Source organism: Pedobacter sp. 01N310 (assembly GCF_056399805.1).
Genome location: NZ_JBFTSB010000005.1, coordinates 358,999 through 384,738, shown reverse-complemented (window position 1 = coordinate 384,738; position 25,740 = coordinate 358,999). Strand labels below are relative to the sequence as shown.

Here is a 25,740-nt window from a genome sequence, read left to right as displayed (position 1 = left end):
TTTTATCCCAAAACTAAAAATTATCCTACAGGCTTCAAACTATAAAGTGTTAATTAACAGTAGTTTCTTTAACTAAAGTGTAAAAATCTTGATAGGCTTCAATAAAATCATCGGCAAAATTAATGGCTCCGGATACGGCTATACCATAAATACCGGTTTGCATTAAAGCTTCTACATCGTAGGTTTTTATCCCGCCCACCGCCAACACCGGAATATTGATGGACATCGCCTTCAATTCTTTTATTACCTGTTGATAGCCCTCGGTACCTACAAGCGCATAATTATTGGGTTTGGTTTCAGTTTCTGCAAATGGACCATAACCAACATAATCGGCTCCTTCCTGGGCAAGTCTGATTAAATTTTCTATTGTACTTGCTGATCCTCCAAGGGTGATATCATTTCCAACCAGATTGCGCAGGGCGATAAAATCGGCATCCATATCTTCCATATGAAAACCCTGTATATCGGCCTTTCCATTTAAATGAACATGATCGGTAACGATTAAGGTGCTACCCCAATCATCACAGATTTCGGCTATCGCATTAATATCCTGTAAGAGTTCTTCATCGCTTTTGCTCAGGCAACGGTATTGGATCCATTTTGCGCCAGCCTCGCAGGCCTGTTGCACCTGTTCGATATGGCTTAAATGGGGGATATCGTGCGTAATGTAATGAAGCCTCTCTATATATTTCATACTGGGTGAACAGGATTTTTAAGATGATTTGATTTTAAGATCAGGAGGCAATATAAACAAAATCGCCATTGCAAGTATATTCCGCAATGACGATCCTGTTTTTTGAATGTTAAGCTTTTCTAAAACTTAACGTTCAGGCTTAGCAAAAAGTTAGTTCCCGCCTGTGGGTAAAAGAAGTTTTCGGTTACCCTGCTTCCACCTGCCTGGTAGCCATAGGTATAACCATTGCTTTCGTATTTCTTATCGAAAATATTGTTTACCAATAAACCAAGGTTTACGTTTTTAACACCTGCAAATTTAAAGTCGTAACCCAAACGTGCATTGCTTACCCAATAACCGTTAATGGTCCTATCGTTGTTCTGCGTATTATCCAGGTATTGTTTGCTTACATATTTGCTCTGTAAGGCTACAGCAAAACCACTAACAGGTTTGTAAACCAGCTCCCCAAAAAGAACAGCGCTTGGAGAATAGGAGATGTCGGTTAATTTATAGTTGTTTACCACCTGTCCACCGTTATCATAGTCATCATAATATTCGGTAAAGTTCTTGATTTTGTTTCTGCTCAATGCTGCATTGGCGTTTAATACAAATTGAGAAGAGATGGTGTATGAACCGTCTGCCTCAATCCCTAAACGGTAGCTTCTGTCTACATTCTGACGGAAATTTCCGCCAACATCATTTATTTTTCCGGTAACCACCAATTGGTTTTTATAAAACATACCATAGGCATTTGCACCGACATTAAATTTATCATTTTTAAAACGGTAGCCTAACTCTACATCATTCAAACGTTCAGGTTTTGGAGAAATACCAACAGCGGCATCTGTATAGTCATCGCGGTTAGGCTCTTTGTTGGCCACACTAAATGAGGCATAAACATTGCTCTGCGGATTGATAAAATATGTTGCACCAAATTTCGGGTTAAAGAAATTCAAGGTTTCGTTAATAGCCAAAGTGTTTAGTTTGTTTTCCGTTCCGGCAACATCGAAATATACCCGGCGGTACTGTAGGTCGGCAAATAAGCTTAACGATTCTACCGGGCTATAATTTACTTTACCATAAACGTTAAAATCGGTTTTGAAACCATCGTTATCATAATAATGCCTGTCTATATTTCCATTTGAAGCATACTGGGCCCAGATCACCTGCCCGAAGTGGGCGCCTTTATATTCGTTATATGCACCGCCCAAAGTAAAATTTAAATTCTTTTGAGGCACGTAGTTAAAGGCATAGGTAACACCATAAAAGTCGTTATCTAACCACCGTCTACGGATTAAATCCGTTTCGGTAACTGGTGCTCCTCCCGGAATAACAACCGGATTTAAGCCATAATTCTTAAGTTTATCCTGTGCCCTGAATTCTTCATAATAACCTTCGCCTTTGGTGTAGTGTAAAGCGCCGTTAAAAGAAAACTGATCAGAAAACTGTCTGGCATAAATTAACTGGTAATGGTTTTGTGTATAGTTATCCGTTTGGTTATTGTACAAGAAACTGTTGTAAGTTCTTCCAGAGTTTAAAAGATTAGCGGCGTCATCTGCACCCAATCCGTTTCTGTCAATATAGGCATTCATTCCAACCACATCATTTTCTAAGCGTGATTGCGGAATACCGTTCCATGATTGATAGGTTTTCTCATTTCCTGAAAAAACATTTACGCGCAGGAGGTCTTTATTGCCATGGTAGGCACCAGAGAGAAAATATGATTTAAGCAGTGATGAACCACGGTCTACATAACCATCAGAACTGATTCTTGATAAACGGCCATCAAAGCTAAAGCGGTTGTTAATCAAACCAGTTCCAACCTTAACGGTGTTTTTCCAGGTATTGAAACTGCCGTAAGTGCTGTTTACTTCCGCATAGGGCTCCATTTCGCTGGCAGTTGTCTGAATATTTAAACTCGCACCGAATGCACCTGCACCATTGGTTGAAGTACCTACACCGCGCTGAATCTGTATGTTATCTACAGATGAAGCAAAATCGGGCATGTTTACATAAAACGTACCTTGGCTTTCGCTATCGTTTATTGGAATACCGTTAACCGTTACGTTGATCCTGCTATTGTCGCTACCGCGGATACGGATACCTGTATAGCCTACGCCCGCACCAGCATCAGAATTAACCACAACTCCTGGTGTGTTCTGAAGGATGAAAGGCAGATCTTGTCCGAAGTTATTCTGTTGGATTTCTTCCTTGCTAATGTTCTTATACGTAGTTGCTGATTTTTCTGTCGCCCGTATAGCGCGGACAATCACCTCATCTGCCAGGAAATTTTGAGCCGAGAGGCTAAAATCCAGCGTAGTATGCTGTTTAAGTTCTACAGCTCTTTCGATTGTTTTATAGCCTACATAACTTACCACAATCGTGTATTTTCCGTTAACGAGGTTAGTGATGCTGTAATTTCCGGAGGCATCACTTACAACTGCGGTTTTTTGAGTTCTTAATTTAACCGTAGCGCCGGGAAGTGGCTGCTGGTTTTGATCTGTTACTTTACCGGTAACAGTAATTTGTGCCGATGCAAAGAAAGGCAACATTGCAACAAGCGCTGCAAAAAGTAAATTTTTCAATTTTATTGTTTTTAGTTAAACCCATCGGAAAAGGGGCATTGCCGATTTTCAGTTAAACTTCCATAACTCCAATCCCTACGCCGGCATTACCCGGATCAGGTGCATTTATAAGGTTTAGGGTTTTGAGGTTTAGGGCTTAAGGGTTTTACCCTCCACCTTCTGCCTTTTACCTTTCGCCTATAAAATGGGTATGATCTCAGCCTGTTTTTGTGTTTATTTAAACAAGGCACCCCTAATGATGGTGCAAATGTAGAAAATATTTAACAATAAGCGTGTTTTTTGATGCATTATGGGTTAATTGGACAAAAAAATAACAACTCCATAGCATTACTTAACGAATTTGGTGGGATTTTAGGTTTAGAAAATGAAAGGTTCTGTGTGCTTGACATCTTCAGGCCCGCTCCCGTTTCTGCTGCAGATGAAACCTGTGAAACAAGCCCTTCCATTTCCAAATAAAAAAATAATAATATTAATAGGAAACGAGTGGTTCTGAACATTTAGCTTTTTCAGCCCCGCTTTTGGTACGAGTTCCGATGAAGGATCGGAAGCTCTTCCCGACAATCGGGTTTATTTCACTTAGGCCGGTGCTGGGAAAACAAACCGCTGTTAACTAAACCCGACAGCAGCGGTTCCGATCCTTCATCGGAATTAGCGAATGGCGGGACTACAGCACCTATGAAATACTAACCTTTCATTTCCTAAAAAAAACATTTTATTATTAATGGGAAATGAGCGCCCTGAGCTTTTGGCAAATTTCAAACAAAGTCATGAATCTAGTCAAGAAACATCTATTTTCTTATACACAAAGAAAATCGTTTACTGCCTTAATTGCATTTTCGAACCTTTCATCACCCAATCCACCAATTACCTTATAATTCGCATTTAGTGCTTTCAGTTCATTATGCCAAACCTGCATAAAATATTCGCGCTTATCGGGGAAATCGCGCAGCGGATCATCTTGCCAGGGCAAATCGATGTCCATTAACAGATACAGGTCGTACGGTCTCTTAGGCAGTGCATCCAGCACTTGCTGTGGTGTTTCACCTAGTACTTCATCGCTCCAGATCTTTACCGTAATAAAAGTCGTATCACAAATAATAAAATCGCTTTCGGTAGTTACTAAAATAGCGTCCTCCAAAGCTACCTGCCCGTAATACATGTTCACTTCATCTTGCAGGGTATAATCGGCAACCAGGTTTTCGCAGTAATAGCGGGCATACTCTGGCACCCACGAAACTTTATAATATTTTGCCAGCAATTGAGATATGGTAGATTTTCCCGTACTTTCCGGGCCAACAATAGCGATCTTTTTAATGTTTTTATTCACGATATGTTTTCTGAATACGGTCAAATGTAATGGAAAAAGCCTTAAAAGAAAAAATCCGGTTGAGGAGGGCTCCTCTAACCGGATAATAAACCAAACAAACTATTTATGAAGAAATCCTCATGGCGGGTAACTAATCCGCGGAGGAAGCTTTAGATCATTGTCTAAAGTATATACAAAACGCATATATGTTCTGCTTATTACAACATTATTGCCAATATTTCTAATATCACAACTTCGTGACTTAATTCTGACGTGTAGCGCCACTTTTACGAAATTCTTTTAACACTAATTAACATTTACAATAAAACCGTACATTTGATTTTGACAGCCATGTATAATTTATAGTACAATCTAAAAATTAGTGTTCATTATTTAAAACTATTTGTACTAAATGGTGTTATTTATTTAAGACATCAACAACTAAAACGTTATACCATGAAAAAGTTATGTGTTGTATTATCTCTGCTCATTGTATTTGCTTTAGGTTCAATTGCCTTTACAAATATTAAATTGGGTGGAATAATCGGAAAAATTACACCGGGTGATGCGGCTTCTGCTGTTTCGCTTGTAGCGGCGACAGACACGCTAAAAGCGCAGGTTAGCCAAGGTGTTTTTACTTTTACTAACCTCAAAGAAGGCGTTTATACTGTCGTTGTAAAAGCCAATGCACCATACAAAGATGCTGTTATAGAAAAGGTTGCCGTGAAAGATAGCGCCACCACAGATTTAGGCGAAATTAAATTACAGCAATAGTTCATTTCGCAAAAGAAAAATCTAAAAAGAGCACTTAAATAGTGCTCTTTTTTATTTTAAAAAAAACGCCTAAAAATCATGCTAAAGATGTATCTTTGCATCCCGACAGAACAGTTGGGATTTTTCTTCTTACAAGCACAAAATCTCGTTGCTTTCAGGGTTTCAAAAGAACCAACACTTTAGAATTTTAATTATTGTTTAAGCTTTATCATGCCTAAAGACACTTCCATACGCTCAGTACTGATTATCGGATCTGGACCAATTATTATTGGCCAAGCCTGTGAATTTGATTACTCGGGTTCGCAAGCGGCTCTTTCTTTAAAAGAAGAAGGGATTACCGTTTCCATTATCAACTCTAATCCGGCTACAATTATGACGGACAAGGTTATCGGCGACCATGTTTATTTGCGCCCGTTAACTGTTGATTCAATAGAGGTTATTTTACAAGAGCACATCGACTCTGCAGATTTACCTAGAATTGATGCGGTACTTCCTACCATGGGAGGCCAAACAGCATTAAACCTTTGTAAAGAAGCTGAAGAACGTGGTGTTTGGGAAAAATATGGTGTAAAAGTAGTCGGTGTAGATGTTGCTGCAATCGAAAAAACCGAAAACCGCGAAGCTTTCCGCCAGTTAATGGTTGATATCGGTGTAGGTGTTGCAGAATCGAGAATTGCCAACTCATTTTTAGAAGGTAAAGAAGCAGCACAAGAAATCGGTTACCCATTGGTAATCCGTCCATCATACACTTTAGGTGGTTCCGGTGGTGGTTTCGTACACAAAAAAGAAGAGTTCGATGCCGCTTTAAAACGTGGTTTAGAGGCTTCGCCAACACATGAAGTATTAGTAGAGAAAGCTGTTTTAGGCTGGAAAGAATATGAGTTAGAGTTATTAAGAGACAGCAACGATAACGTAATCATTATCTGTTCGATCGAAAACTTCGATCCGATGGGTATCCACACAGGAGATTCGATCACTGTTGCTCCAGCAATGACCTTATCTGATCGTTGTTACCAGGATATGCGTAACCAGGCGATCAAAATGATGCGTGCAATCGGCAACTTCGCCGGTGGCTGTAACGTTCAGTTTTCGGTTAACCCGGCAAACGATGAAATTATCGCCATCGAAATTAACCCACGTGTATCACGTTCATCAGCTTTGGCAAGTAAAGCAACTGGTTATCCAATTGCAAAAATTGCAGCAAAACTGGCAATCGGTTACAACCTGGATGAAATTGAAAACCAGATTACCAAAACCACTTCAGCATATTTCGAACCTACTTTAGATTACGTAATCGTTAAAATACCCCGCTGGAACTTCGATAAATTTAAAGGCGCTAACAAAGAGCTTGGTTTACAGATGAAATCGGTTGGTGAAGTAATGGCAATTGGCCGTACTTTTATCGAAGCACTACAAAAAGCTTGTCAGAGTTTAGAGATTAACCGCGCTGGTTTAGGTGCAGATGGCAGACAGGTGCGCAATATCGAAGAGATTATGGACGGTTTGGAGCACGCTTCATGGAACCGTTTATTCTTAATAAAAGATGCCATGGCAATGGGCGTACCTTTAGAGTCTATCCGTAAGGTAACCAAAATTGACAAATGGTTCTTAAACCAGATTCAGGAGCTGGTATTGCTCGAAACTGAACTAAAAAGATATTCACTAAACAATATCCCTCAAGATTTCTTCGTAACGCTTAAACAAAAAGGATTCTCTGATATCCAGATCGCCTGGTTGTTAGGCAATGTTACGGAAGATGAAGTTTACGATCGCCGTAAAGCTTTAGGTATAAACAGGGTATATAAAATGGTTGATACCTGCGCTGCGGAGTTCCCGGCCAAAACACCATACTACTACTCTACTTTCGAAGAGGAAAACGAATCTGTTCCATCTGACAAGAAAAAGGTAATTGTATTGGGTTCAGGTCCTAACCGTATCGGTCAGGGTATCGAATTCGATTACTCTTGTGTGCACGGTTTATTGGCAGCAAAAGAAACAGGTTTTGAGGCCATCATGATTAACTGTAACCCTGAAACAGTTTCAACAGACTTTAACATGGCCGATAAATTATATTTCGAGCCGGTTTTCTGGGAACATGTTCGCGAAATTATCGAGCTGGAAAAACCAGTGGGCGTTATCGTTCAATTGGGTGGACAAACAGCTTTAAAAATGGCTGAGAAATTAACCGAAAGAGGCATCAAGATTATCGGAACATCTTTCGAGAATATGGATATCGCTGAAGACCGTGGCCGTTTCTCAGACCTGTTGAAAGAATTAGATATTCCTTATCCAAAATATGGTGTTGCAGAGAATGCTGAAGAAGCAATCGTTGTAGCAAACGAAGTAGGTTATCCTGTATTGGTCCGTCCGAGTTATGTACTGGGTGGACAAGGCATGAGCATTGTAATCAACGATGAAGACCTGGAAAAAGCAGTAGTAAAATTATTGGGCGATTTACCGGGCAACCGTGTATTGATCGATCACTTTTTAGATAGGGCAGAAGAGGCAGAATCTGATTCGATTTCTGACGGTGAGGATGTCCACATTGTGGGTATGATGGAGCACATCGAGCCTGCAGGTATCCACTCAGGAGATTCATTTGCCGTATTACCTACATTCAGCTTATCAGAAACGGTAACTAAAGCAATGGAAGAATACTCGATCAAAATTGCAAAAGCATTAGATGTGCGTGGTTTATTAAACATTCAGTTCGCCATTAAGGATGAGAAAGTTTATGTAATCGAGGCAAACCCAAGGGCATCACGTACGGTTCCTTTCATCGCAAAAGCTTACGATGTTCCATACATTAACATCGCCGCTAAAATTATGTTGGGTGTAGCGAAGCTGAAAGATTTTACGATCGTTCGTAAGCTTGAAGGTTATGCCATTAAAGAGCCGGTTTTCTCTTACGAGAAATTCCCGGAGGTAGCGAAAGAATTAGGTCCTGAAATGAAATCTACCGGTGAGGCGATCCGTTTCATCAAAGATTTAGAAGATCCTTACTTCCGCAAGCTTTACAAAGACAAATCAATGTATTTGAGTAAGTAATCTGCTTACGAAGACTTATAAAATAGCAATGGCCAGTGATGATTTTTCACTGGCCATTTTTTTTGTAGTTGTATTGGGCGGCTCGTCATTCCCAACTTGATTGGGAATCTTAAAGCCTACTGCATTACGATTCCCACCTGCGGGAATGACGACCGTTTTATAACTGCCGCTATTATTGCTTCAACTTCGGAATCCTCGTTGGGGTATCCGTTCCGTTTACAATGGTAATGGCGCTCTTTGCGATCGCTTTGATGGTAGAAAGGATATTTTCTACGTCCAAAGAACTATATTCGTCTTTCACACTATGGTATAATTTATCGATATCAATTTTATCGGTACTAATGGTATGTGCCGGAACGCCTAAAGCAGCTAAAGTTGCGTTATCACTTCTATAAAATAAATTTTGATCTGGATATGGGTCTGGATGGAAAGTAAATTCGGTCCCAGCCAAATTTTTCTGCAAAATCTTTCCAAAATCAGATCTTTCATAACCGGTAATAAATGCGGTATTCTTGCCAAATTTCGAATCCTTACCAATCATCTCAATATTGAACATGGCTACTACATCATCAGGATTTAGTTTTTCAGAGAAATATTTTGCACCGAAACCACCGATTTCTTCAGCAGTAAAAGCAACAAAGATTAAAGTACGTTCATTGTTTTTTTGCGCTTTGTAATACTTGGCAAGGGCAATCATAGCCGTCGTACCTGAAGCATCATCATCTGCACCATTGGCAATACTATCACCATCTACACTTTTTAAAAAGCCTAAATGATCATAATGACCTGAGAAAACCACAATTTCTTTTGCTTTTGATTTACCTGGAATTACCCCTGCAACATTAAATAAAGGCATTTTATCTACCTTACTTTTAAATGTTGCCGAAAAATCTGTTGCGGCATCTTTACCCAAAACAAAAACCTGTACAGCGCTTGTAGTTGCTTTAACATCTTTCTCATCAACAGTTGCCGGTTTACTGAAGTAACTTCTATAACGGTTAAACAGATCGGTAAATTTACTGTCAACCAAAACAATCTGGTTTTTTCCGGCACCCATCGTTGCCCTTAGCTGAGGCACAAATGCTTTTTCGGGATCTAATTTAACAACAGTGGTGTTCGATTTATCTAGTGTAACACGCTCAGAAGTTACGCCTGAAACAATTAAATTTTCTGGGGCAACTTCCTGTCCATCTATTTTAACACTTGTACCTTGGTTGGTAACCTGATATTTATTAAAGGTTTGACGGAAAGTTTTCTCGCCAGCTAATGGCTGTAAACCGATCTTTTTAAACTCAGATTCGATAAAAGTAGCCGCTTTATCAATGCCTGGCGTAAAGGTTGCACGCCCCTGCATATCATCGGCACTTAAGGTTTTAATCAGGTGATCGGTGTATTCGCGGGTGATGATTTTATCTATGTTTTGCGCTTTAAGCTGCAAACTTGCCATCCCGACAAGCGTAAAAAAGAATATTTTCTTCATATAATAAGTATTAGTTTTGCTATTTAGATTTTACCTGCGATGTTAACCATTTATCTCTAAAAGTTTGCATGGCCGGTGTTAAATCTCCCCCTGTTTTTTCAATCGGAACAAGCTCTAAAGCCGGATCTTCTATTAAGGTTAATTGTGCCGTTTTTTGCGCTCCACGGTAAAGATAAGTAACCTTCAGCACATCGCCGGGTTTATGGGCATCACTAATGGCCGTAACCGCAGCTACATCTTTTACTGTCACGTCATCGATGGCTAACAATACATTATCAACATCTAAACCTGCCTCATATGCAGGCGTACCCATCAGTGTCTGTCCTAATATCAATTTCCCATCCAGGTTATTAATCTTGCCAAAGCCAGCAAAAGCTTTACCAGGATTTGCTTTGCGCAAAACAAGACCTGCATTTAAAAGCAGCTTGGCATAATCGTTCTTTTCGGTGCCGTAAATATAATTTTTAAAGAAACCGGCAGCGAAAGCACGATCTTTAGTCAGCGTTGCTAGGGTTTTCTCTAAATCAGGTACAGTGTACGCAATTTCTGGCTTGCCGTAGGCTTTCCAAAGCGCACGCATATAATCATCAAGGCTGAGTTTAAATTCGGTTCTTAAGCGAAGATCTAAAGCCAGGGCAGTTGCAGCACCATAGGTGTAATACGAGGTGAATATGTTGCCTTTATTGGTCTGATCGATAGCCACACCAGCATCGGCAAACACCGCATACCTACTGGCCTCAATTGGCGAAAAGTTTTTTGCTCCGGGAGACAGTAAAGCAGCATTTACCAGGCCGTTAAAAGTTTGTATGGCATTGTCGGTAGTTTTTAAACCCGCCCTGGTTAACAGCAGATTGCCATAATATTGGGTAAAGCCTTCAGCCAGCCAAAGTTCATCACTCATATTGGCATGCTCAAAATTGAAGGGCTCTAAAGTTTTTGGCCTTAAACGCTCTACATTCCAGCTGTGAAAATATTCGTGCGAAAAAGTACCCAGGAGGTTCGATTCATAACCCGCAATTTTTGGTGTGCGCTGCACAATCGATGTGGAGTTTCTATGCTCCATTCCATCGCCTGCATTCTCCGGATATACATCATCCAGAAAATAATAATTACCGTAATCGTATGTGGGAAATTCGCCCCAAACGGCAAAATGTTCATCGACCATTTTTTTAAGCATCTCAGCATAATTATCAATGGTTTTCTGGTCGTCGTTAGCATGCGTAATTAAATGGATGGTCTGAACTTTACCATCGGTATTTTTAACCTGCCAGCTTGCCGTTTTGTAATTGGCAATTTCGGTAGGACTATCCATAAAATATTGGAGATTTGGCGCGAAATAAGTCCCATTGGCCATTGGCTTAAGCTGTGTAGCTACCTTCCAGTCCTGTTTTTCGGCATAATTGAATTTCACCAGTCGCGGCCTGTTATCCATGCCTACCGGAAAAGCAAAAGTTGCCGGTATATTCATGTGTGCATGGGTTTCGTCGAAACCTGCATAGGTTCCGTCAATCCAGTTTCCAAAAAGTGTATAGTTTACTTTTACGCTGGAACCATGATTGGGAATTTCATAAACATCGCCTGCTGTTTGTTTAATGGCCAGCTGTTTGCCTGATGCATCGAAAGCTTTCAGGTGATATACATTTTTTCCAAACTCATGTGTAGCGTAACGGCCCGGAGATGACCTGCTCATTCTGACCTTTAGCGTACCCGCAGGAACATTTGGGACAACCATGCTGATTTCAGCTTCATGATGGATAACATTTGGAAAGGAAACCGTATAACTGATCTCATTTTGGGCAAAAGCCTGAAACGATAGTAGACCAAATACCGCAGCACCTAAAAATTTCTTCATAAAATCGGGATTATAAGGGCAATTTAATAAAAATGGAAGATGTTTGAGGTAAAATGTACGATGGATAATAGTTGATGGTCTGATAGTCAATAACTGATAGCCTAATGTTCACAGTTGATTTTTTTTGGTTTAGGAGTTAAGCCATGGCCTACGAACCATCCGCTCTCAATTACCTTCTTACATTTCCCCTTAGCTCTCGCTATCCCAATCGTGTTTTTCGAGATCGCGGTAAGCTTTTCCTTTTATAATTCCCTTCTTTTTAGATGATTCGGAATCGACCCTTGTTTCGTGAATATTATCTGCTACTTCAAAATGGAAATCCTTATCTTTTTTCGAATGATAAATCGATACTTCATCTCCATCCGCTATAGCATAATCATAAGGCCCGCGTGCACTCATCAGTTTTACAAACACCGGCAAGCATTCAAAAAAGATAAACAGTAGCCCGATAAAAGTAACAGCGATTGCCGTATTGTTATCCCGTGTGCCATCTACATTAAATTTAAGTTGCCCTAATGCCCAGTTTCGGTCGGCAAAACCAGCAATATCCGATAAACTGTCTAACTGTTTTTTAGTGTACAGTTTTTCAGTAAACAGCCCATCAAATTCTTTGCGCTTATCTACAAAACCTTCCGATTTATTGATGGCGGCTTTTAGTGAATCTAATTCAGCCGTGCGTTGTGCTATTTCAGCTTCCTTGCGCTTGGCATACGGTCCGTAGCCCATTACCCCTGATGTTTCGGTGGTTTTGTTTCCAAAAATCTCGAAATTAAGTTTTTGTCTATCCGCTTTAATTCCTTTTTCAAGCGAATCCCGTGTGGCTTTCTGTTGATTTAACCTGCCAAATTCTACCTGATATTTTTTCTCAAAGGCTTTGTTCAGGGTATCAATTTTAGAACGCTGGCCGTTTAAGTAACTTACTTTTAGGCGTTCTTTAATTTCCTTATCAAAAATTTTAAGCTCTATTGGTCTCGAAATTACCATACCAATCATAATGGCTAACAGAATACGCGGTGTAGCCTGTAACAACTGTTTATTGGTACTTGCACTTTTATTAATGCTCGATACGATATAGCGGTCCATATTAAAGATGGCCGCCCCCCATAAAAAGCCGAAAACAATGGCAAAAATTACCGCCAGATCATCCCCCTTAAACACAAAATACATGGCATAGCCTCCGGAAAGGGCAGCAAATAAGCCTGTAAAAAAGATGGTGGCGCCAATGCCAGTATATTTATTTTGTTCTGAAGGATACTTTTCCAGTGTCGGGATATGAGCGCCAGAGCAAAACCAAAAGAAACGGTTCAGTTTGTCCATTTGTAACTATTTATAATTAAACGCCTAAGGGTTAAAGTTGTTACAGCTTCAAACAAAATTTTATGGCATTTTTTTGATGGGGAGCGTAAAGTTGATTTTCCTATATTTGCATAAATACATTTAATAAAATGAAAGAAATATCGGTACAAGAACTAAAAGAGAAAATCGATAACAAAGAAGATTTTCAATTGATTGATGTTCGTGAAACATTCGAATATGAGGTTTCCAATCTTGAAGGCGAGAATATCCCTTTAGGTGGAATTTTAATTGAGGCTGATAAGGTTGCGAAAGATAAGCCGGTAATTATTCAGTGCCGCAGTGGAAAAAGAAGCGCAGCAGCAGTAATGCAGTTGGAGCAACAATACGGATTTGATAATCTTTATAACTTAAAAGGCGGTATTTTAGCTTGGCAAGAAGCTTTTGATCCCAACATGCCAGTATATTAATGATAGAATGAATGAGTTTTGAATGAGTGATTGTTAATAGCATAACGCTTATTCAAAATTCATTCGCTCATTCAATCATTCTCTAATTTCGTCATTCAATCATTTCAACTGTGGGTAAAAAATTTGCTTTAAATATCTTCTATAACCTGGCCATTATCCTTTCTATTTTCGGATTGGTTTGGTGTTATAACAATGCTAAATATCTTCCAGCTGGCTTTTTGGTAGGCACAACGGCTTGTTTGTTCTACTTTAAGTATCAACTTACCAAAGACATCAGAAAAAGCTTTAAAGAAAAAGATCAGAAGTAATGCCTGTTAAGCCTAAACCGGGCAGATCTTTTAAAATATACTTACCGTTTTCGAAAGCCGGATCAGTAAAGGGGTTATTCTTGGTGAGCCATGGCCCATCCAAATCGGCCCAGTTACATAAAGGAGCCAAAGCAGCTGCGGCCAAAGTGGCACAACTGGTTTCGCTCATACAGCCAATCAGCACTTTCATCCCAAAAGAACGGGCTTTCAAAATCATCTGATGCCCTTCGTACATGCCACAGCTTTTCATCAGTTTTACGTTAATGCCATGATAGGCGCCTTTCAGTTTGTCCATGTCGGCTAAACGCTGTACGGCTTCATCAGCTAACAGCGGGATTGGGCTGCGCTCGGTTAGCCAGGCATTCCCATCGAGGTTGTTTTTATCCATAGGCTGCTCGATTAACACCACGCCCTGGTTATGCAGCCAATAAATTAAATCGATCGCTTTAATTTTATCTGCCCAACCCTGGTTCGCGTCCACATATAAGGGTACATTGGTCATGCTCCTGATCGTTTCGATAATTTCCTGATCGTTATCCCTCCCCAATTTAACTTTGATCACTTTAAAAGCTTCAGCATCTTTCAGTTTTTCGCGGATTACTTCAGGCGTATCAATCCCAATGGTATAAGAAGTTACCGGCATCTTAGCAGGATCTGCGCCGTAAATTTCATAACAGGGTTTATTTAACAGCTTTCCATTGATATCGTTAAGCGCAATATCTATTGCCGCTTTAATGGCTGGCTGGCCTGGAGCAAGGCTGTCCAGATAGCTAATTATTTCTTTGAAATCGAATGGATACTGGATTTTATCCAAATCTACAAGGCTAAGAAAAGCCGCTGCGCTTTCATAGCTCTCGCCCATATAGGGTACCATAGAAGCCTCACCATAACCTGTTACACCTTCATATTCTATCTTCAACAACATTAAGGGGGTGCTGGTACGGGTAAATTTCGAGATCGAAAAAGGATGTTTTAATTCTAATTCAAATTGTCTGCAACTAATCTTCATTATCAATCGTCTTCTAAATAAATAAGGTAATTATCGCTTTGCAAATTATCTTTGTTTTTATTAACGCAACTACCACTGCCATGAAAAACATTTCAAGATTACGGTATTTTATTTATTTATCCTTAATAATTATTGGAGGATGTACCACAGGAAAAAAAGCCTTACAAAAAGGTGATTACGATGCTTCGGTTGCTAAAGCAGTAAGCAGGCTGCAAAACTCGCCAAAAAATAGTGAGGCTATGGAGGTGCTAAAAACAGGATACGATTTGGCCTTACAGGATCATTTAAGAAAAATTGAAGAGGCTAAAATGTCTAACGACCTTTTCAGATGGGAATCGGTGATGTACGATTATCAAAAAATTAATCAATTGGCTGATGAGATCAATAGCTGCCCAGCCTGTTTAACGGTTGTTCCAGGTCCGACAAAATACATCAATGAACTTGCTGATAGCAAATACAATGCTGCTGCCGCAAGGTATAACTCAGGTTTGGGCTATTTGAGAGAAAATAACCGCCAGTCGGCAAAAAAGGCATACTACGAATTTGAGAAAACACAGAATCTTCAGCCAAATTATAAAGATGCCAAAGCCAAAATGGAGGATGCTTATTGGGCAGCGGTAACCAGGGTTGTGGTACAGCCGATTATTGTAAACAGCGGCATGTACAAATTAAGCGCTGATTATTTTCAACAGCAGATCGATCAGTTTATTGGAAATTACTCGAGAAATAAGTTTGTGATATTTTATGGCGAGGCCCAGGCAACAGATCAAAAAATTGTTCCCGATCAGGTATTGAGTTTAAACTTTGATGATTTTGTGGTAGGCCAAACCTATGTAAAAGAAAGGGTAGAAAAGTTGAAACGCGACAGTGTGGTAATTGGCGAAACCCGTGAGAAAAAACCAATTTACGGCACGGTTAAAGCCACCTTAAGTATTTTCGAAAAGAACATCTCTTCGTCGGGATTATTGGATATGAGCATTACCGATTGGAGCACAAAAAAACTGGTACGCCAGCAGAAATTCCCTGGAACTTATGTATGGAGAGATAATTGGGCAACCTATAAAGGTGATGATAGGGCGCTCAGTAAACAACAATTGGCCATTACCCGAAGGAGGGAGCAACTGCCTCCACCACCCAGTGCTTTGTTTTTAGAATTTACCAAACCCATTTACAACCAGCTGGTTGATGATATCAGTTATTATTATAATAATTACTAGGACTTAACCGCCCTGTTTATGGATGTAGTATAGCAATGTCTTTTGTTGAGGTAGTATCGTAAGGCGATTTACCTCAGATGCTGTCATGTTGAGCCTGTCGAAACACTTTAAAGCGTATTTATGCAGGTCCTTCGACAAGCTCAGGATGACAAATCTATATTTATGATATACCTCTATCCTGAGATAGTGCTCAAGCAAGCCCGCTAACAGGGTGAGGTGGTTGTAATCCCTGCGTTAAAATAAAATATCGTTGCAAAGCCCTAAAAATATAATGGCTAATATTGCAGTGATGAATACCGGCTTATACAATCCTTTCCAAAACTTCGATTTTTTATACAAAATCTGCTTCCTAAGCGGCAAAACTTTTAATTCGCCTGTTGTTCAGGTGCCGTTAATTCCAAAATGGTTGTTAGCACAGGCTGGTTTAAGTGGCGAAGAGCAGATCCAGTTTTTGGATGAGAGTATCCGTTCGTACAACACCTTGGTTATCCCGGTGAACAGCGAAGTAAACGAGCAATTTTTAACCCCGCTTGAGCACAAGATCGAAGCAGCATTTGCAACAGGGTACGATGCCGTTTCCGCATTGCCCGAACTGGATCTTTTTAACTGGATCGGCAAATTTTTATATGGCTTTGTATACATCGAAATGCATTCGGCCTTACGCAAGGAAATGACTGCTGATGGTTTAAATATGTCGCAATCGTTAATGATGAAATTTGCCAATCTGAATTTCATGATGCAGAACCTGTATACCAGTCTCGAGTTTGAAGATTTTTCACCATGGTCTATCACGGTAGTGAAATTAGAAAACGGAGAAACACCGTTCAGTTTCCGTGATGAGATAAACACTTTAACCTTCTCGTTAAAAATGAAAGATTTTGGGATCATCGCCTGTTTACAGGATAATGGTACCAATAAACGCTATCATCAGGATATCATCAACGAAATAAAAGGAAAAGCTTTAACCGCCGAACAGTTTGAAGAGCTGAGTGCGCGTTTTTATTACTCTGCCTACCTGTTTAACCGCTTGCCTGAGTATACTTTTATGCCAGTAGAAGGCACCACTTATATCGAAGCCATGCCTTTACGCGGCAACATGACCAAACCGCTTTTTGATGTTTGGCAACATAAAGTATATGCGCAGGTATTGGAAAATTTCTGGAAACCCTGGGGTTATGTGGTATTCGAGATTATTAAAAACCCTGATGAGCCGAAGAGTTTCTTTGAGAAACCCTATTTGCCTACGGCGGGGTAATAAATTCAGGTCGTCACCCTGAATTCATTTCAGGGTCTATCTTGCATGAAAGATGCTGAAATAAATTCAGCATGACGGTCGCGTGCGAAAATTATCTCCCTCCTGTTAACATCGTAATAAAGTTCTGCAAAATACCCGGGACAAAAATGATGGTAAAAATCAATCCGGTTAAGGCACCAAAAAAGTGTGCATCATGATTGATGTGGTCTCTCGAATTGCGGGAAGCATAAGCACAATAAATTAAATACAAAATCCCAAAAACTACAGCAGGAATGCCGATAGGAATAAACATGATGTAAATTTTAGACATTGGATTAAACAAAATATAGCTAAAAAGCACCGCACTAATGGCTCCGGATGCACCAAGGCTATTGTAGTTAAAATGATCTTTATGTTTAATAACGGTGGGTAGATCACTTAGCACCAACCCCAGAAAATACAGTAATCCAAACTGCCAGCTCCCCATTAATCTTTCCAGTGTAAAGGCAAAAGCATAGAAGGTAAACATATTAAAAAACAGGTGCATCCAATCTGCATGCACAAGCCCGCTGGTAATCAAGGTATATACATTCTGTCCTTTGGATACACTATACGGATGCAGCATAAACTTGCCATAAAGCGAATGATCATAGAAAGCATATAAGCTGGTAATAATGGTAAAAACGAAAATTACGGAGGCAACTGGTGCAATATTGAAGTATTCCATGGGGGTTATTTTAAATCAAGTTTTACGTCTGTAACCAAACGGGCTACCGGATATCTATTGTGTGTTTTTTCGTAATAATCAGAATTTTTATATACAAAATCAAGTTGTGCAGCCGCATTCTTCGCAAATTCGGCATCTGAAGCTTTTTTCGCCTCCAATTTATGCTGTAGTTCTGGATTATTTTTTAGTAATGCTGTTGCAGTATCTTCAAAAACATATGCCGAATAATGTTCTTTCATATCCAGAATTGAATCGAAAAAGTTCCAGTTGAAATAAGAATCAGTAGCCTGTGGCTCCAGTGTTTCTACAATATACCGGTTAACAGGCTGGTTAACATAAACCACAAAATCGCTTGCGTAATATTGGAGGTTCTGTTTTAGTGTATTCAATTTTACGGCTGAGTGCAGATAGTGCCCTTCATAGGGCCTTGTTCCGGTTTTAAAATCGCCGATATAATAACTTTCTACTTCAATTTTCTGATCGTTTTTTAGCTCCCTGATTTTAACATTATTCAGTTTAAGCAGGGCAATTACGCGGTCCCAGGCTTTCGGAATAATGTAGGCAACCGGTTTTTGAATAGACACCGCAGGTTCGAACTTATTCCATTCTTTAATGGTCCTGGTGTAAGGTTTACTACGGTCGTAATATAAACGATCGGCACCGCTTACCGTACTGGGTTTTTGCCCGGCCTCAAAGCCTTTAAAGGTCAGATCGTTTACCTCAGTTTTGTTCAGTTTCCATTCTAAAGGAAATTCCTTTTGTGCAGCAACAAGTTCATCGGCCTTCCGCTTATTCTCTCCAATAACCTTGGCATCGCGTTCTACAAGCTGAATATAGGTTTGCAAAAGCTCGTAAGTGGCATCAACGCGCAAATCGTATGCCTTTAGCATATGCGTTTCGGGCATAAAACCTATGGTGTTGTGCAACGTGGTATATCCGGTAGAGTAACGTGGGGGATCTATAAATCCGGTTATTCCGCTTTCAGGCGTTTCACCTATCGAGTTTACATAGGGAATCATCGGGTAACCCACCTTCTCCATTCCCTTATATAGATCAGGTACCAATGTTTTAGTTAAATAGCCCGAAAGAATCGGGTTCAGCTTATCTTTTTGTGTAGGGATAAGCGTCATTACATATTGATAATCGGCACCATTGCTGGTGTGTGTATCTACAAATATTTCGGGCTGCCAGGTATTAAAAATGAGTTGAAACGCTGCTGAATTTTTCGAATCGGTTTTAATGAAATCACGATTCAGATCGAGGTTCTTGCTATTGCCCCTAAAACCATAAGCAACCGGTCCGTTCTGGTTGGCCCTTGATGTTCCGCTACGGTTAAAACTGCCATCTATATTGTACAGGGGAATAATGCAGATCACCACATCATTTGGCAGTTTACCTGCCTTAAGCAGATCGCGGGCAAGCATCATCGATGCATCCACCCCCTCTGGTTCGCCCGGATGAATGCCGTTGTTGATCAATAAAATCCTTTTATTCTGTTTTCTAATCTCCGAAGGATCAAAAACCCGATCGCGCGACAAAACCAATACATGTAAAGGCTTACCAAAATCTGTACGCCCATAGGTGAACAATTTGGCCTGTGGATAGGTCTTAGTTAGGTTTTCGTAATAGGTTATAGCAGCATTGTAAGTGGAGGTTTCAATTTTTCCGCTCAGCTCGAAAGGTGTTTTTTGTGCGGCAGCTTTTAATCTCATCGAAAGCAAACAAAACACAAAGAATTTTTTCATGCCTTAAATCTAAGAAATGAAATGATGTTATTAAAGGGTTTTACGATAAGATTTAATCGTTCCAAACATATATTTAAAACCTATGGTATAAACGTTGTAAACATCCGGCGAATTGTTTGCAAACTTGGCGCTCGAATCGTTATAACCATCCAAACCTTCGCCAAAAGTATAGTTCGATTGTGCATTAATGTTGATAACGTACCTCATATAGCCATAACCATCGTTGATGAAATAGTTAAAACCGAAGTTTAAAGGTACCGCCATATTAAGGCTTTTATCTTTTCCAGGGAAAGGGCCATAGCCAGGATCGTGTGCTGCCCAGCTTGGTTTATACCGAACAATATCGGTAATCTTGTTGTTAATTACCCCTATACCCAAACCTACATACAAACCCCTTAGATTGTATAAAAACTCGCTTTTATCGTAGTTCACCACCTCACCAAGCATTAGCTTTACATTGGCTGTAATGGCGGAATATTTGTTTACAAACTGACGGTTGTGCAGATCGGTTTCAATATCACCACCCTGAATCATACCATACTGCCCTTCTAAACCCAGGGTTACAAATGGCGTGATATGATAATCGAATACGCCATAGGCTGTGTAACCAAAACCTCCTTTGTACACATCAGTATAAGATTTGTTTATTCCTCCTCCAAAGCCATACGACATTTTAAAAAAATTAGATTGGGCAAAAGAAAAACTTCCTATAAAAACAAGCAGAAGGGTTATGTAAGTAGCTTTCAGCAGATTAAAAATCATATCGTTTTTTTACAAAAATAATATGTTTATCGAATATCTATAACTTTTACCTTTGAATTATGAGCACATACACCAACTTTAACAAATCTCTGGAGCAGCGGTTTATAAAATATGCGAAGATTGATACTCAATCTGATCCAAATTCTCCAACTTGCCCATCAACCCTAAAACAAAAAAACTTAGGTAAAGAATTGGTTCAGGAACTGTTAGAAATTGGCGTTACTGATGCCGAAATAGACGATAATGGCTATGTTTATGGTACGATCCCGTCAAATACAAACAAGCAGTTGCCCGTAATTTTCTTCTGTTCGCATATGGATACCTCGCCAGATTGTAGTGGAGAAAATGTTAAACCGATTATTCATGACAATTATCAAGGAAAGGACTTAATTTTGCCAGATGACAACAATATTATAATAAAACTGTCTGAGCACAAAGACTTAAAGCACCAGATTGGCAACAATATTATCACCGCAAGTGGAACAACTTTATTAGGTGCCGATAATAAAGCAGGGTTAGCAGAAATTATGGAAGCGGCTGCCTTTTTAATGCGCAATCCTGATGTAAAACACGGAACCATAAAGCTACTTTTTACCCCTGATGAAGAAATAGGCCGCGGCGTAGATAAAGCCGATTTAAAGAAACTAGGTGCAGATTTTGGCTATACCATAGATGGGGAAACGCTGGGTTCAATCGAAGATGAAACCTTTTCTGCCGATGGCGCCACCCTTAAAATTTATGGCGTAAGCACTCACCCGGGCTTTGCAAAAGGAAAAATGGAAAGTGCCATTAAGATCCTTGCTGAAATTTTAGATTCGCTGCCAAAAGACACACTCACACCAGAAGCTACACATCAAAAAGAAGGATTTATCCACCCCGTAAGTATGAACGGACAGGTAGAAGAAGCAGAAGCACAGTTTATCATCAGAGATTTTACCGATGAAAAACTAGCCGCACATGGGCAGTTTTTAGAAGAAACCGTAAAAAAGGTGATGGCTAAATACCCAAAGTCTACCTATAAAATTAATATTAAAGCACAGTACCGCAACATGAAACAGGTGTTGGATCAGCATCCTAAAATTGTACAATACGGAATTGAAGCCATTGAACGAGCAGGTGTGGTGGCAAAACAACAAAGTATCCGTGGCGGAACCGATGGCTCGCGACTTTCTTATATGGGCTTACCTTGCCCCAATATTTTTGCCGGAGAACACGCTTTTCATAGCAAACAAGAATGGGTAAGTGTGCAGGACATGGAAAAAGCGGTACAAACCATTATTAACATTGCCTGTATTTGGGAAGAGCGTGGGTAGTTGTAGCAGTTCGGAGTTGGCAGTTTTGAGTTCGGAACCGTATCCAACTCCGAACGCCCAACTCCAGACTCCAAACTTAATAGGAGGCTTGTCCAATATCCAACCTCGCTATTTTTCCTTCTTTGTTTACCTTAAATTTAAAGCAGGTTTTAAAATCACCCCATTGGTCGGAGTGGAAATGACCATATACCTCCAATCCTTTGTTTTCAACTTTATCTATACTGGTAAAACGCTCATGTCCCAGCGCTTTCTTAAAGAAGTTATTAAATTTCATCTGGTTTCCGTCGTCGTAAAAGGCAACATCGATAGCAAATAAAGGAAACCACATTTTTTCATCGCCTTTTTGCAATGCGGTAATAGCGGCCTTCACTTTTGCATTTGATAATTTTGTTAAATCTATCGCCATGGGTTTCTGATTTTATTTTAAGCGAAAGTAAATGCGCGGGTAATAAAATAAATAGTGCTTTAAGCTTTTCATTTGCTTAAGCTTTATTAGTAATCAAAATTAATAAAAAAGATATTTTTAAAGTACATCTTTTTGTTAATTTAGATTGCAAATGATAACTCTCGAGAACGATTATATAAAAGTTAGCCTGGCGGCTAAAGGCGCAGAACTTCAAGGCTTATTTAGTAAAGAAACCAAGCTGGAATATTTATGGAATGCCAATCCTAAATATTGGGCAAAACACAGTCCGGTTTTATTTCCTATTGTTGGCTCATTAAAAAAAAACAGTTTTACTTACCAAGGTAAAAGCTATGAGCTGCCACGCCATGGTTTCGCCCGCGATCATGTTTTTAATTTCGAAAAAATAAGTGAAACTGAAGCTGTTTTTACTTTAACCCAAAATGAAGATACCTTAAAAGTATATCCTTTTTATTTCGAACTGAAACTGAGGTATCAATTAATAGATAGAAAGCTGAGCTTAACTTACGAGGTAAAAAACACCGGTACTGCCGAGCTTTTATTTTCAATTGGTGCGCACCCGGCATTTGCGGTACCCAATACCCCCAATACCGTTTACGAAGATTACTATCTTGCTTTTAATAGCGATGAGAAATTAACTTTCTGGAAACTGGAAGATGGCTTAGTAGCCGACGAAACGGAGCTCATTGAACTGGGTGGCCACAGGTTAAACCTTAAACATGATTTGTTTTATAACGATGCGCTGGTTTTTAAAACCCTTCAAAGCAACTGCATCAGCTTGCTCAACAACAAAAACGATTATGGATTACATTTCCATTTCGATGATTTCCCTTTCTTTGGCATTTGGGCTGCTACCGATGCCCCTTTTATTTGTTTAGAGCCATGGTGCGGAGTGGCCGATGGCGTTAACCACGATCAGGAATTAACACGCAAAGAGGGTATAGTAAAACTTGGTGTAGGCGAAAACTGGTCGCGGTTTTGGGAAGTAGAGTGTTTCTAGATGGGTTATTGCTTATAGTTGGATACAAAATTAAGTTGGCTATCGGTAGTTTTTTGCTAACACTTGCCTTTGCCCTCTTCATGCTTTTCTTTGCAAATTACAGGGGCCCTTTTAATTATTCTGTTTTCGCAATATTGCCTCCAGTTTGTTATTAGCAACATTGCCGGCTTGTAAATGGCGTATTGAAGCAAACAAATAATTATGCACATTAAAATTTCTGTTATCGCGGTGTAGTGGAAACCACTACCCATAAAGGGGTATTTTTACCTTTTAATTTGATGTTAACATGTTGATAACTATATTTATAATGTTAAAATTAAATCAACGGGACGATTTAGATTAAAACGCGAAACCTTTCAGCAATGAAAGGTTTTTTTTTGCAAAAAAAACACGCCCTCAAAAAGAGGACGTGTTTACTCAAATCTAAAATTATTTTGGGACGATCGAGAATTATTTCATTAAATGTTTAATACCCTGCTACAAATATGAAAAAGATAAAGGATTTATTTCCGTTCAGTTTTATTCATCTGTAAAAGAATAACTTATCCAAAAGCTATTGCAAAATGAATAAAATATTTTAGCCTATTTAAAAACATATTTTCTCAAATTCGACAGCCGAGTTAAGGCCATCGCAACAAGATGGAACCATACAAGTTTATTAATTTGACGATGTCAAAAACGCCCTTACATTTGTCTCAAGTACACCCATTTTATCATTAAAAGGTGCAGTAACTTAGTTGTAAACAAAATAAATAAGATTATGGCAACCATGCACCCTTACTTAAACTTCGACGGCAAAGCCGAAGAAGCTTTTAATTTTTATAAGTCGGTTTTTGGCGGAGAATTTACCTTCTTTGCAAAAATGGGCGATGCACCCGAATCGGATAAATTAACCGACGAAGAAAAAAACCGTGTAATGCACGTAGCCTTACCCATTAATGAGCATACGGTTTTAATGGCGTCTGACTGTGTACCTTCGGCAGGGCATGTACTTAAAGAAGGCAACAACATGTACATTAACCTCAATGTCGAGAGCCGCGAAGATGCCGATCGCTTCTTTAACGGCCTTTCAGCAGGTGGCACCATCGAAATGCCAATGGACGATATGTTCTGGGGCGATTACTTCGGTAGCTTTAAAGACAGGTTCGGTATCCAATGGATGGTTAATTTTAGTAATGCTAAATAGTTAATCGCAGTTGAAATCCAGGGTATAACTACTCTGGATTTTTTAATATCCTGCCTTAAGCTTTGTTATTTTTCAGTAAATAGGCAGCACAGATTTTGTCAGCATTGTTGATTACGTTTATCCAGCAACAGACTGATCATTACAGACATTCAATAAAATCAGATAGTTAAAGAGTGTTAAATATATGGGATGAAAAAATTTGAATCACCATTTTTATTGAATGAAAAATCTAAAAATAACGTTATGCCTCACCTTACTGCTTGCATCCTCAGCACTGAACAGTAAAGCGCTTACTGACTCTGTCTGGGTAAATATTAAGATTACAGACACCTCATTCAACCATAAAACGCCAAAACTTTATCTCCAAAAACTGGGCGACAAAATTCGAACATCAATATCTCCTAGCAGAATTAAGGATGGTCAGTTCCTATTTGCATTTAAAAATGAAAATTATTTCGAATGCATATTACGTTTCGATTCTGACAATACTTCATTCGTACCCTTCTATTTATCTCCTGAAAGCAGTCATGTCGAAGTTGAATATTTTTTTCCTACAACAAACAAAATGGCTTTTATCAATCGATCAAGTGGTTCTAAAGCACAAGCTGATATTAAAAGGATTGAAGACAGAACCAATGAAATACTCCATCAAAATGGAGAAAAGCTTAGGCTAAAATATAAAGATTACGACAAGATAGCTTCGCGGGCTGATATCCGAAACGAAAACTATAATCTTAATCTGAAAGATAGATTTGAGTTTATCAAGAAACTGTCTTACGACACCACTGTTTATGCCCCGGTCTTATATCTGAACATTATTAATTCATTTGATGATTGGTCGGTTGATCAACTTAAGGCATTTGTATCCAATCAAAACCCAAGAGAAGCGGTTAGTATTTATCAGGAAATTAAAGATAACATAACTATTAAAGAAGCGGCATTTAAAGATGAGAAACTCAAAAACCCTGAAATACAATTGGCAATTAAGGCTATAGATCAGAAGTACATTTATCTGTCATTTTGGGCATCGTGGTGCGGACCTTGCCGATCACATAACAAAATCCTTAAATCAACCAATTATAAAAATTTAGGTTTTGTGGGCATCTCATTTGATGAAAATTTAGTTAATATGACTAAAGCAAGTAAAGAGGATGACATAACCAAATGGAAACAAGTGCAAATAAAAGAAGGCTTTAATTCTGAAATTGCAAAAACTTTTGGTATTAATGCTTTGCCTGGTAATATCCTATTAAACGATAAAAGGCAAATAATAGGCATTAATGTTTCTGATCAAACGTTGGAGCAACTTATCTTTACAAAATAATTCGAAAGAT

21 protein-coding genes are annotated in these 25,740 nt (G+C 39.2%); 10 read left to right on the top strand and 11 right to left on the bottom strand.

Annotated elements, in window-relative coordinates:
• Positions 1-49: 49 nt before the first annotated feature.
• The 3 genes from AC1DNH_RS13470 to AC1DNH_RS13460 form a co-directional block, all read right to left on the bottom strand.
• Positions 50-694, bottom strand: coding sequence for a thiamine phosphate synthase (locus AC1DNH_RS13470; RefSeq protein WP_477582107.1), 645 nt, complete (start codon positions 692-694; stop codon positions 50-52).
• 119 nt (positions 695-813) lie between these two features.
• Entirely contained in the window at positions 814-3,258 is a 2,445-nt protein-coding gene (locus tag AC1DNH_RS13465) for a TonB-dependent receptor (RefSeq protein WP_477625433.1), read from the bottom strand.
• A gap of 796 nt (positions 3,259-4,054) precedes the next feature.
• Positions 4,055-4,585, bottom strand: a complete 531-nt coding sequence (locus AC1DNH_RS13460) for an AAA family ATPase (protein WP_477580294.1) — start codon at positions 4,583-4,585, stop codon at positions 4,055-4,057.
• A 435-nt stretch (positions 4,586-5,020) separates the two neighbouring features.
• Here AC1DNH_RS13460 and AC1DNH_RS13455 point away from each other — a divergent pair, with 435 nt between their 5' ends.
• Together AC1DNH_RS13455 and carB are read left to right on the top strand one after the other, a co-directional pair.
• Entirely contained in the window at positions 5,021-5,338 is a 318-nt protein-coding gene (locus AC1DNH_RS13455) for a carboxypeptidase regulatory-like domain-containing protein (RefSeq protein WP_477580296.1), read from the top strand.
• Between the two features lie 210 nt (positions 5,339-5,548).
• Positions 5,549-8,386, top strand: coding sequence for a carbamoyl-phosphate synthase large subunit (gene carB / locus AC1DNH_RS13450; protein WP_477580298.1), 2,838 nt, complete (start codon positions 5,549-5,551; stop codon positions 8,384-8,386).
• 172 nt (positions 8,387-8,558) lie between these two features.
• Here carB and AC1DNH_RS13445 read toward each other — a convergent pair whose 3' ends face one another.
• The 3 genes from AC1DNH_RS13445 to AC1DNH_RS13435 all read right to left on the bottom strand — a co-directional run bounded on the left by AC1DNH_RS13445 (position 8,559) and on the right by AC1DNH_RS13435 (position 13,035).
• Complete coding sequence (locus tag AC1DNH_RS13445; protein WP_477580300.1) at positions 8,559-9,866, bottom strand: M20/M25/M40 family metallo-hydrolase; 1,308 nt, start codon at positions 9,864-9,866, stop codon at positions 8,559-8,561.
• A gap of 19 nt (positions 9,867-9,885) precedes the next feature.
• The gene (locus tag AC1DNH_RS13440) at positions 9,886-11,718 is read right to left on the bottom strand and encodes a M61 family metallopeptidase (protein WP_477580302.1); all 1,833 of its coding nucleotides are present in this window, start codon (positions 11,716-11,718) and stop codon (positions 9,886-9,888) included.
• 189 nt (positions 11,719-11,907) lie between these two features.
• Positions 11,908-13,035: a DUF4407 domain-containing protein gene (locus tag AC1DNH_RS13435; protein ID WP_477580304.1), complete on the bottom strand. Its 1,128-nt coding sequence runs from the start codon at positions 13,033-13,035 to the stop codon at positions 11,908-11,910.
• Between the two features lie 128 nt (positions 13,036-13,163).
• Between AC1DNH_RS13435 and AC1DNH_RS13430 the strand changes: the two genes are divergently transcribed.
• On the top strand, positions 13,164-13,481 hold the full coding sequence (locus AC1DNH_RS13430; RefSeq protein WP_215165554.1) for a rhodanese-like domain-containing protein: 318 nt from the start codon (positions 13,164-13,166) through the stop codon (positions 13,479-13,481).
• A gap of 110 nt (positions 13,482-13,591) precedes the next feature.
• Positions 13,592-13,789: a DUF6358 family protein gene (locus AC1DNH_RS13425; protein WP_029277955.1), complete on the top strand. Its 198-nt coding sequence runs from the start codon at positions 13,592-13,594 to the stop codon at positions 13,787-13,789.
• Here AC1DNH_RS13425 and AC1DNH_RS13420 read toward each other — a convergent pair.
• Positions 13,767-14,798 carry a dipeptide epimerase gene (locus tag AC1DNH_RS13420; RefSeq protein ID WP_477580306.1) on the bottom strand — a complete coding sequence of 344 codons (1,032 nt, stop codon included), beginning with the start codon at positions 14,796-14,798 and terminating at the stop codon, positions 13,767-13,769. The two genes, AC1DNH_RS13425 and AC1DNH_RS13420, sit on opposite strands and share 23 nt — an antisense overlap.
• Before the next feature lie 80 nt (positions 14,799-14,878).
• On the opposite strand from AC1DNH_RS13420, the gene AC1DNH_RS13415 reads away from it, so the two are divergent.
• Together AC1DNH_RS13415 and AC1DNH_RS13410 are read left to right on the top strand one after the other, a co-directional pair.
• Positions 14,879-16,015, top strand: a complete 1,137-nt coding sequence (locus AC1DNH_RS13415) for a hypothetical protein (protein WP_477625432.1) — start codon at positions 14,879-14,881, stop codon at positions 16,013-16,015.
• 271 nt (positions 16,016-16,286) lie between these two features.
• Positions 16,287-17,270, top strand: a complete 984-nt coding sequence (locus AC1DNH_RS13410; protein ID WP_477584235.1) for a hypothetical protein — start codon at positions 16,287-16,289, stop codon at positions 17,268-17,270.
• Positions 17,271-17,361: 91 nt separating this feature from the next.
• Here AC1DNH_RS13410 and AC1DNH_RS13405 read toward each other — a convergent pair whose 3' ends face one another.
• The 3 genes from AC1DNH_RS13405 to AC1DNH_RS13395 are packed head-to-tail and all read right to left on the bottom strand — an operon-like array spanning position 17,362 to position 20,483.
• Positions 17,362-17,976 (bottom strand): rhomboid family intramembrane serine protease, encoded by a 615-nt coding sequence (locus AC1DNH_RS13405; protein ID WP_029277963.1) that lies wholly within the window; start codon positions 17,974-17,976, stop codon positions 17,362-17,364.
• A 5-nt stretch (positions 17,977-17,981) separates the two neighbouring features.
• Positions 17,982-19,721: a M14 family zinc carboxypeptidase gene (locus tag AC1DNH_RS13400; protein ID WP_477584237.1), complete on the bottom strand. Its 1,740-nt coding sequence runs from the start codon at positions 19,719-19,721 to the stop codon at positions 17,982-17,984.
• A gap of 30 nt (positions 19,722-19,751) precedes the next feature.
• Positions 19,752-20,483, bottom strand: a complete 732-nt coding sequence (locus AC1DNH_RS13395) for a hypothetical protein (protein WP_477584239.1) — start codon at positions 20,481-20,483, stop codon at positions 19,752-19,754.
• A gap of 59 nt (positions 20,484-20,542) precedes the next feature.
• Here AC1DNH_RS13395 and pepT point away from each other — a divergent pair, with 59 nt between their 5' ends.
• Positions 20,543-21,796 (top strand): peptidase T, encoded by a 1,254-nt coding sequence (gene pepT / locus AC1DNH_RS13390; protein ID WP_477610323.1) that lies wholly within the window; start codon positions 20,543-20,545, stop codon positions 21,794-21,796.
• 76 nt (positions 21,797-21,872) lie between these two features.
• On the opposite strand, the gene AC1DNH_RS13385 is transcribed toward pepT, so the two are convergent.
• Entirely contained in the window at positions 21,873-22,202 is a 330-nt protein-coding gene (locus AC1DNH_RS13385; protein ID WP_477610322.1) for a hypothetical protein, read from the bottom strand.
• Between the two features lie 151 nt (positions 22,203-22,353).
• On the opposite strand from AC1DNH_RS13385, the gene AC1DNH_RS13380 reads away from it, so the two are divergent.
• From AC1DNH_RS13380 to AC1DNH_RS13370, 3 genes are all read left to right on the top strand, one after another.
• Positions 22,354-23,220 carry an aldose 1-epimerase family protein gene (locus tag AC1DNH_RS13380; RefSeq protein WP_477584193.1) on the top strand — a complete coding sequence of 289 codons (867 nt, stop codon included), beginning with the start codon at positions 22,354-22,356 and terminating at the stop codon, positions 23,218-23,220.
• Positions 23,221-23,980: 760 nt separating this feature from the next.
• On the top strand, positions 23,981-24,406 hold the full coding sequence (locus tag AC1DNH_RS13375; protein WP_215165533.1) for a VOC family protein: 426 nt from the start codon (positions 23,981-23,983) through the stop codon (positions 24,404-24,406).
• Between the two features lie 220 nt (positions 24,407-24,626).
• Positions 24,627-25,730: a TlpA family protein disulfide reductase gene (locus tag AC1DNH_RS13370; protein WP_477625431.1), complete on the top strand. Its 1,104-nt coding sequence runs from the start codon at positions 24,627-24,629 to the stop codon at positions 25,728-25,730.
• Positions 25,731-25,740 lie beyond the last annotated feature (10 nt).